Annotated in this window: 2 rRNA genes (1 of these 2 only partly in view); both read left to right on the plus strand. The window is 55.2% G+C overall.

The window, feature by feature from the left end:
- Positions 1-1,549 (plus strand): 23S ribosomal RNA (locus EV279_RS16715); it begins 1,656 nt to the left of the window's first position.
- 105 nt (positions 1,550-1,654) lie between these two features.
- Positions 1,655-1,771, plus strand: a 5S ribosomal RNA gene (rrf, locus tag EV279_RS16720).
- The last annotated feature ends 56 nt before the right edge of the window (positions 1,772-1,827 follow it).

Consider the following 1,827-nt stretch of genomic DNA (forward strand, 5'->3'; position numbering starts at 1 on the left):
GAGATTCCTCTGTATCAATCCCTTCGGGGTGCGAACGTTGGAGCTAGCGCACGACCCCATGCTGGTGCGGTTAGCGTATTAACAGGTGTGACGCAGGAAGGTAGCCCAAGCCAGGCGATGGTTGTCCTGGTGCAAGTGCGTAGGCCGAGTGATAGGCAAATCCGTCACTCATACAGGCTGAGACACGATGCGGATGAAAAGTGGGTGATCCTATGCTGCCGAGAAAAGCATCGACGCGAGGTTCTAGCCGCCCGTACCCCAAACCGACTCAGGTGGTCAGGTAGAGAATACCAAGGAGATCGAGAGAATCGTGGTTAAGGAACTCGGCAAAATGCCCCCGTAACTTCGGGAGAAGGGGGGCCTTCGACGTATTAGGACTTGCTCCGAAAGCGTTTGGAGGCCGCAGAGACTAGTGGGTAGCGACTGTTTACTAAAAACACAGGTCCGTGCCAAGTCGCAAGACGATGTATACGGACTGACGCCTGCCCGGTGCTGGAAGGTTAAGAGGACGGGTCAGCCGCAAGGCGAAGCTCAGAATTTAAGCCCCAGTAAACGGCGGTGGTAACTATAACCATCCTAAGGTAGCGAAATTCCTTGTCGGGTAAGTTCCGACCTGCACGAATGGCGTAACGACTTCCCAACTGTCTCAACCGCGAACTCGGCGAAATTGCATTACGAGTAAAGATGCTCGTTACGCGCAGCAGGACGGAAAGACCCCGTGACCTTTACTACAGCTTGGTATTGGTGTTCGGTGTGGCTTGTGTAGGATAGGTGGGAGACTTTGAAGCGGTGACGCCAGTTACCGTGGAGTCGTTGTTGAAATACCACTCTGGTCACTCTGGATGTCTAACTTAGAACCGTAATCCGGTTCAGGGACAGTGCCTGGTGGGTAGTTTAACTGGGGCGGTTGCCTCCCAAAAAGTAACGGAGGCGCCCAAAGGTTCCCTCAACCTGGTTGGCAATCAGGTGGCGAGTGTAAGTGCACAAGGGAGCTTGACTGTGAGACTGACAGGTCGAGCAGGGACGAAAGTCGGGACTAGTGATCCGGCAGTGGCTTGTGGAAGCGCTGTCGCTCAACGGATAAAAGGTACCTCGGGGATAACAGGCTGATCTTGCCCAAGAGTCCATATCGACGGCATGGTTTGGCACCTCGATGTCGGCTCGTCGCATCCTGGGGCTGGAGTAGGTCCCAAGGGTTGGGCTGTTCGCCCATTAAAGCGGTACGCGAGCTGGGTTTAGAACGTCGTGAGACAGTTCGGTCCCTATCCGCTGCGCGCGTAGGAAGTTTGAGAGGATCTGACCCTAGTACGAGAGGACCGGGTTGGACGAACCTCTGGTGTGTCAGTTGTTCTGCCAAGAGCACCGCTGATTAGCTACGTTCGGGATGGATAACCGCTGAAAGCATCTAAGCGGGAAGCCGGCCTCAAGATGAGACTTCCATGCCTTCGGGCGAGAGGCTCCCAGCCAGACTACTGGGTTGATAGGCCGGATGTGGAAGCGTGGTAACACGTGAAGCTGACCGGTACTAATAAGCCGATGACTTGATAACACACCGATTTGCTGGTGCTTGCGTCCACTGAGTGGTTCTCGATGTACGGTCGGGAACCGCACAACCAAAGACTTTTTGTTGTGCAGACTGAAACATCAATAGTGTTTCGGCGGCCATAGCGAGAGGGAAACGCCCGGTCCCATTCCGAACCCGGAAGCTAAGCCTCTCAGCGCCGATGGTACTGCAGGGGCGACCCTGTGGGAGAGTAGGACACCGCCGGACTTCTTCCGAGAAATGGCCACCCAACGCTGGGTGGCCATTTCGCGTTACAAGGGGTC

Origin of the sequence: Microbacterium sp. BK668, from assembly GCF_004362195.1 — a bacterium.
Lineage (GTDB): Bacteria > Actinomycetota > Actinomycetes > Actinomycetales > Microbacteriaceae > Microbacterium.